The organism is Chamaesiphon sp. OTE_75_metabat_556 (assembly GCF_031378165.1).
GTDB lineage: Bacteria > Cyanobacteriota > Cyanobacteriia > Cyanobacteriales > Chamaesiphonaceae > Chamaesiphon.
Genome location: NZ_JANNDR010000436.1, coordinates 1 through 5,942, shown reverse-complemented (window position 1 = coordinate 5,942; position 5,942 = coordinate 1). Strand labels below are relative to the sequence as shown.

Here is a 5,942-nt window from a genome sequence, read left to right as displayed (position 1 = left end):
CTTTGGTATTGTCAAAAAAGGGTAGGGGCCATTCATGAATTGCCCCTACCCTTAATTAAATAATTACTCGTTATTTCTTCTTCGCACTAGCCTTTTCGGCTTTTGCCGCTTTCTTAGCAGCTTCGGCAGCAGCCAAAGCTTGTTGTTTAGCAGCTTGGCGTTCTTCTTCGAGCTTGTCTAGATAGTAGTGATAGTCGCCGAGATATACCCGAAACTCACCATCGCGGACTTCGACAATTTTATTAGCAACTTGAGAGATAAAGTATCGATCGTGCGATACGATTAACGCCGTACCATCATAGTTGATTAGAGCATTTTCTAGTGTTTCTTTAGCCGGAATATCTAAGTGATTAGTTGGCTCATCTAGGATTAGTAAATTGGCCGGAATCAGTAGCATTTTCGCGAGTGCGAGGCGAGCTTTTTCACCACCACTGAGCGATTCGACCTTTTTAAAAACCATATCGCCAGTGAATAAGAACTGACCTAATAGAGTTCTGACTGCTTCATTTTTCCAGTCAGGGACTTCATCATGAATAGTTGCCAGGACTGTTTTATTGAGATCTAACGCTTCGGCTTGATTTTGCTCGAAGTAGCTAGGAATGACGTTATGTTCGCCAAGTTTGATGGAGCCACTTGTGTGTTGCTCCATCCCCATAATCATTTTTAATAGGGTAGATTTACCACAACCATTGGGGCCTAAAAAAGCAATTCGATCACCACGTTCGATGAATAAGTCGGTACCCAAGAATAGGATTTTATCGCCATAGACATGTTCTAAATTTTGAATTTCGACAATTTCCCGACCGCTGCGAGGTGCAGGGGGAAACCGGAAACTCAATGTCCGCATACTCGATGCCGGCGCAGCAATTCGCTCGACTTTATCCAAGAGTTTTTCACGACTCTTTGCTTGGGTACTCCGAGTCGCGCTAGCTCGGAATTTTTCGACGAAGGCTTGTTGTTTTTCGAGTTCTTTTTGTTGACGCTCGAAGGCATTTAATTGAGCGTAAGAATTCTCCGCTTTTTGTTCGAGGTAGGATGAATAGTTACCGAGATAAGTACTCGATACACCGCGTTCTGTCTCGACGACTTGATTGCAAAGTCGATCGAGAAACTCGCGATCGTGTGAGATGATCACCATCGGCGTTTCAAGTTTGCGGAGGTAGTTTTCCAACCACTCGATCGTCTCTAGATCTAGATGGTTAGTCGGCTCATCGAGGAGTAATAGATCGGGAAATTGGAGTAGGATTTTGGCCAAACTCATCCGCATTTGCCAACCGCCACTAAAGGCACTCACCAATCGATCCGCATCTTCTAATTCAAATCCTACTTCTGGTAAGATTTTATCGATTTCAGCTTCTAAGGCATAGCCATTTAATGCTTCATACAATCGCTGAAATTTGTCCATCCGATTGAGGAGGATGTCTAACTCATCACCGCTAGCAGTTTCTAACTGATGATGGATTTTGTCGAGTTCGGAGTGGACGCGATTTGCTTCGCCAAAGGCTTGCCACAATTCCTCTTTAACTGTCCGCGTTGGATCGACGTCAAATTCCTGGTTGAGATAGGCAATATTTAGACTGTTAGGACGAATGATTTCACCGCTGGTAGGTTCGATTTGCCCAGCAATAATTTTCATTTGGGTAGACTTACCCGCACCATTTGCACCTACCAATCCAATTCGATCTCCTGGCTTTACTTCCCAATTAATGTCCTTGAGGACTTCACCTGTGGGATAAATCTTGCAGATATGTTCCAGTCGCAGCATGAAATTAATTTTCTCCAGGAGTAGTGAGAGGCGGGCGGGTATCCCAGTCTGTATTTTAACAAAACTTTACCACTAGGTCACTATTTTTTTAGGCTTTAGGTTTGAGGCTTTAGGCTTTAGGAGTTGGGTGTTAGATCGAGATCCCAACTCCATATAATTAGCTGATCTAGAGCCGATACTTCGTTCCAGCAGCATCCCCTAAAATCTAAAGCCTAAAGCCTAACCCCTAATTAGTTGCTAAAATTAAGACTGAGTTACTAAGAAGAATCCGCCCATGATGGACGTAATGGAGTTTTTTGAGCATAGTGCTGGTAGATGGCGATCAAAACGGACTACGCATCACCTGGCATTTAGACGATCGGAGATGGGTGAATCGGAGATTGAGGTGAAGGCATTGGCGGCTCAAGATCCGGAAATAATTGCTTTGTGTGAATCGCATCAAGTCGATCCTAATCTGGCTGTCGGTGGCTGTTGTGTAACTTGGGCGGCTTCAATGGGCTGGGATCAAGAGGGCGAAAATCATGAAGGTAAGACGGTATTTGCGCTCGTACCAGATGCCGAAAAACCTCACAGCGGTCAATTGTTGCGCGATCGCGGTTATGCGGAGATCGTGGCGGTTGTCGGACAATATCAGATGGATGATGATGGTGGCTTGGTGCTGATCACTGACTATGACATCATGAGTTCGGTCGAGCGGTTTTGGTTTCCGAGTCCGAATGTCCGCGTGCGCAGTAGTACTGTCAAACGGATGGGTGGCTTTAGCACTGCGACTTTTTGTACGGAAACTCGTGTGCTGGGGGATCACACTGGCGACAGTGTTGCGAACTCCCCCGCAAGTATAGATCCAAAATTAATTGTTTCCCCGCTCGGTTGGTGATCGCTAGCGATCGAACCGAAGCATATCAAATTGGCATAGCATACCTAGATCGGGTGAAATCCGCCTTGCCCGATCCGCAGATGGTAGACGTGATCAGCAACATCCGCGATCGAGTCTCGATTTGCAACTGGATTGGCACACAAATTGAAGATGTCAATCGATCGCTCCAAATCCATGTTAATGCTTGTGATGAATGTTTCAATCTAGGCGATCGCCGATCGATCCAGATTCTCGCAGTGCCATTTGCTTCATTCGTGCAATTAGATGGTTTTTGCAATATTAATAACGAGCCGACAACAATTTTGGTGGATGTGGGTAGAGTCGCGCCAGCCGATTGGTTGGCACTTGTCGCGCATGAATACGCTCACGCCCATCTAGGCTATCCCGGACACGATCTCAAATACGCCCAGGTGTTGAGTCATTTATGTTTGGGTTTGGGTTTTGCACAACCTTCTTTGATTCCAGACGATCGCAGTATCTATTGTTGGCCGCCATATTCACCCTCGATCGATCCTCTAGCTTGGTGGCGCGGTGAGGGTTAGACATCTATCAATCATTGAAGGAATGGATTTTAGATTGGAGAATAATTATGATGACAATCTAAGATCGTGTGCTGAATTAATTTTGAAAAACTTCAATGAATCAAGGTCTTGGGATTTCCAGAGGCATTTAAACTCTTAGGATAAATTAATTTAATTGACACCCAATTTATTTTTCAACATGACAAATATTTAAATGATTGTAGATATCGCATTAACCGATCTTGACTTGAAAAAAAACTAACATCTACCAGATTCTATCCATACTCAGGATGAAATCTAGCATGACTTCACTACAATCGATCGACTCAGGCGACTCAAGTATCTCTGGCTCTTGCCCAGGTCGATAGATCTCGACCTGTTGATTTTTTGGATTAATTAGCAAGCCCATTCGCACTCCGACCTGTTGATAGTCTTTCATCTTTTTCTGCAATGACTTCAAATTATCTGTAGCAGAACGCAGTTCGATAACAAAATCGGGTACTACTGGAATAAATCCGACGATATTCACTCCCTCTAGTCGAGACTTCTCAATCCAAGAAACATCAGGCGATGGTTGTCCCCCACCAATTGCGGTCAAATCATATCCGCCTGAAGAGTCAAATACTCGACCCAAATTAGTTTGTCGATTCCAGTACCAAACTTGTCCAGACAAATCATTATTCTTTTCGCTACTCTCACCACCTGCTGGAGCCATCACAATCAATTCTAAATTCGGGGTTAATTCTAAGCGTAAATCGGGATTATCGATACACAGCCTGTCGAATTGCGCTGGGGTGACTGTTAGAGTTGTATTGCTGACATCGAGTAGCAATGGCTCATTAGTGACAGCAGGTGCGGTGGCAATTGTCATAACACCTCCAAACGTTTGCGGTAGATAGGTTTTGATAGCGTTATTATATCATTTGGCTTGGTTGCTCCCGATTTGAAAATCGACCTTAGCAAAAAAAAATAGGAGCGGGGAATTAGTCTAATTCCCCGCTCCTCAATGATTAACTCTCGATCGAGATCGAAATCTTAGTAGAGTTGTTCTTCTTGGTGAGTCATGATCGTGCAATTGGACTTAGGATAAGCCACACAAGTCAGCACGTAACCTGCTTCGATTTGGTCGTCATCTAAGAAAGACTGATCGGATTGATCGATTTCTCCAGAGGTGATTTTACCAGCACAGGTAGAACAAGCACCAGCGCGGCAAGAATAGGGAAGATCGATCCCTTGCTCTTCGGCTGCGTCTAGAATGTAGGTGTCATCAGCTACATCAATCGTGGTGTTCAGATTCTCAGCTTCGTTGATTAAAGTAACTTTATAGGTTGCCATGTTAGATTAATTCCTCTCTATGTCGCTTAAAAATTGCGGATGCGGGTAGATGTATCTCTAGTCAGGCGATCGGTAGGATTGCCTAGCAAATCGCAGTAGTTTTCATCTCTATCTGAATACTAAGGGAAAACCTTACCATCTGTATCTATAAGTCCTGCTAAAGTCGAATGGTATTCGTAATCAAATTGCGAGAATTCATCCTAATTACTTATATCTCGGTGACAGCGAACAGGTTGGCGAGTGGCTGCAATCGATCGTTCATCACATTTTATCGCGATAAAAATTACAACCGAGGGGTCTGAATAGTAGACTGGGACAGCAGTTATAATATTTTCTAGCATTCAGTTTGACTGTTGGTTCGCTCTCGCTCTAATATTAAAAAATCTTATGTCTAAAATCGCTAGTTACGGAGAAATTAATCTCCCACTCCGGGTGGGAATTGTCGGCACGGGATTTGCAGCCAAGATCCGCGCCCAAAGCTTCATTGCCGAGAGTCGCACTCAATTAGTCGCTGTCGCAGGGCGCAATCCCGAACGCACGGCAGAATTTGCCCGTAGCTCCAATATCGCCACAGTAGCTGATTGGCAGGCGTTGGTGCAGATGCCAGAAATTGATCTGATCCTAGTGGCGACGATTAATGGTGATCATGGGCAAATCGTCCGCGCGGCGATCGCTGCTGGCAAGCATACAATTGTTGAGTATCCCCTGGCACTAGACTTTCGCGAGGCGACGGAAATTGTCGCGCTGGCGGCGGCCAAAAAAGTCCTACTACATGTTGAACATATCGAACTCCTGGGCGGACTCCACCAGACGATGCGTGAATGGTTGGATCGTGTCGGTGAGGTGCATTATGCTCGCTACAGCACGATCGTCTGCCAGCGTCCCGTACCTGACAAATGGACTTTTCAGCGCACTGAGTTCGGATTTCCGTTGATTGCGGCTCTATCTCGACTCCATCGCTTCACCGATCTATTTGGCTCGATCGAAAGTGTCAATTGTCACAACCAATATTGGGGCGGTGTCGGCGATTATTATAAAACTTGTCTGTGTACGGCACAATTACGTTTCAAAAATACTAGCGCGATCGGGGAAGTGGTCTATGGCAAAGGTGAAGGCTTATGGCAAAACTCCCGCAAATTTGAAGTACATGGCGCAAATGGTGCCTTAATCTTCGATGGTGATGAAGGGGTATTTATTCAGGATGGCACTTCTACCTCATTGGATCTCGGCGCGCGGAAAGGCTTATTTGCCAAGGATCTCGAACTCGTCCTCGATCATCTCATTGATGGCAAGCCCAATTATGTCACCACTGCGGCTAGTCTGGCCACTCTGCGAGTTGCGGAAGCGGCACGAATTTCGGCAGAAACTCGCCGCACAGTTTTGGTTGATACGGTGTAATGGCAAATCACTCTGTGCCTAACGAGTAGGGGCAATTCATGAATTG

At 45.2% G+C, this 5,942-nt stretch carries 6 protein-coding genes; 3 read left to right on the top strand and 3 right to left on the bottom strand.

Features of this window, described 5'->3' with window-relative positions; translation table 11 throughout:
* Positions 1-70 precede the first annotated feature (70 nt).
* Positions 71-1,765 carry an ABC-F family ATP-binding cassette domain-containing protein gene (locus tag RMO27_RS17765; protein WP_309734965.1) on the bottom strand — a complete coding sequence of 565 codons (1,695 nt, stop codon included), beginning with the start codon at positions 1,763-1,765 and terminating at the stop codon, positions 71-73.
* A 277-nt stretch (positions 1,766-2,042) separates the two neighbouring features.
* Here RMO27_RS17765 and RMO27_RS17760 point away from each other — a divergent pair, with 277 nt between their 5' ends.
* Positions 2,043-2,642 (top strand): phycobiliprotein lyase, encoded by a 600-nt coding sequence (locus tag RMO27_RS17760; protein ID WP_309734969.1) that lies wholly within the window; start codon positions 2,043-2,045, stop codon positions 2,640-2,642.
* On the top strand, positions 2,639-3,184 hold the full coding sequence (locus RMO27_RS17755) for a hypothetical protein (protein WP_309734967.1): 546 nt from the start codon (positions 2,639-2,641) through the stop codon (positions 3,182-3,184). The genes RMO27_RS17760 and RMO27_RS17755 overlap by 4 nt, the downstream gene beginning before the upstream one ends.
* A 244-nt stretch (positions 3,185-3,428) precedes the next feature.
* Here the strand turns inward: RMO27_RS17755 and RMO27_RS17750 are convergent, their stop codons facing one another.
* Together RMO27_RS17750 and RMO27_RS17745 are read right to left on the bottom strand one after the other, a co-directional pair.
* Positions 3,429-4,034, bottom strand: a complete 606-nt coding sequence (locus RMO27_RS17750; RefSeq protein WP_309734963.1) for a Uma2 family endonuclease — start codon at positions 4,032-4,034, stop codon at positions 3,429-3,431.
* A gap of 164 nt (positions 4,035-4,198) precedes the next feature.
* Positions 4,199-4,498, bottom strand: coding sequence for a ferredoxin (locus RMO27_RS17745; RefSeq protein WP_309734960.1), 300 nt, complete (start codon positions 4,496-4,498; stop codon positions 4,199-4,201).
* Positions 4,499-4,885: 387 nt separating this feature from the next.
* Here RMO27_RS17745 and RMO27_RS17740 point away from each other — a divergent pair, with 387 nt between their 5' ends.
* Positions 4,886-5,896 carry a Gfo/Idh/MocA family oxidoreductase gene (locus RMO27_RS17740; protein WP_309734958.1) on the top strand — a complete coding sequence of 337 codons (1,011 nt, stop codon included), beginning with the start codon at positions 4,886-4,888 and terminating at the stop codon, positions 5,894-5,896.
* Positions 5,897-5,942 lie beyond the last annotated feature (46 nt).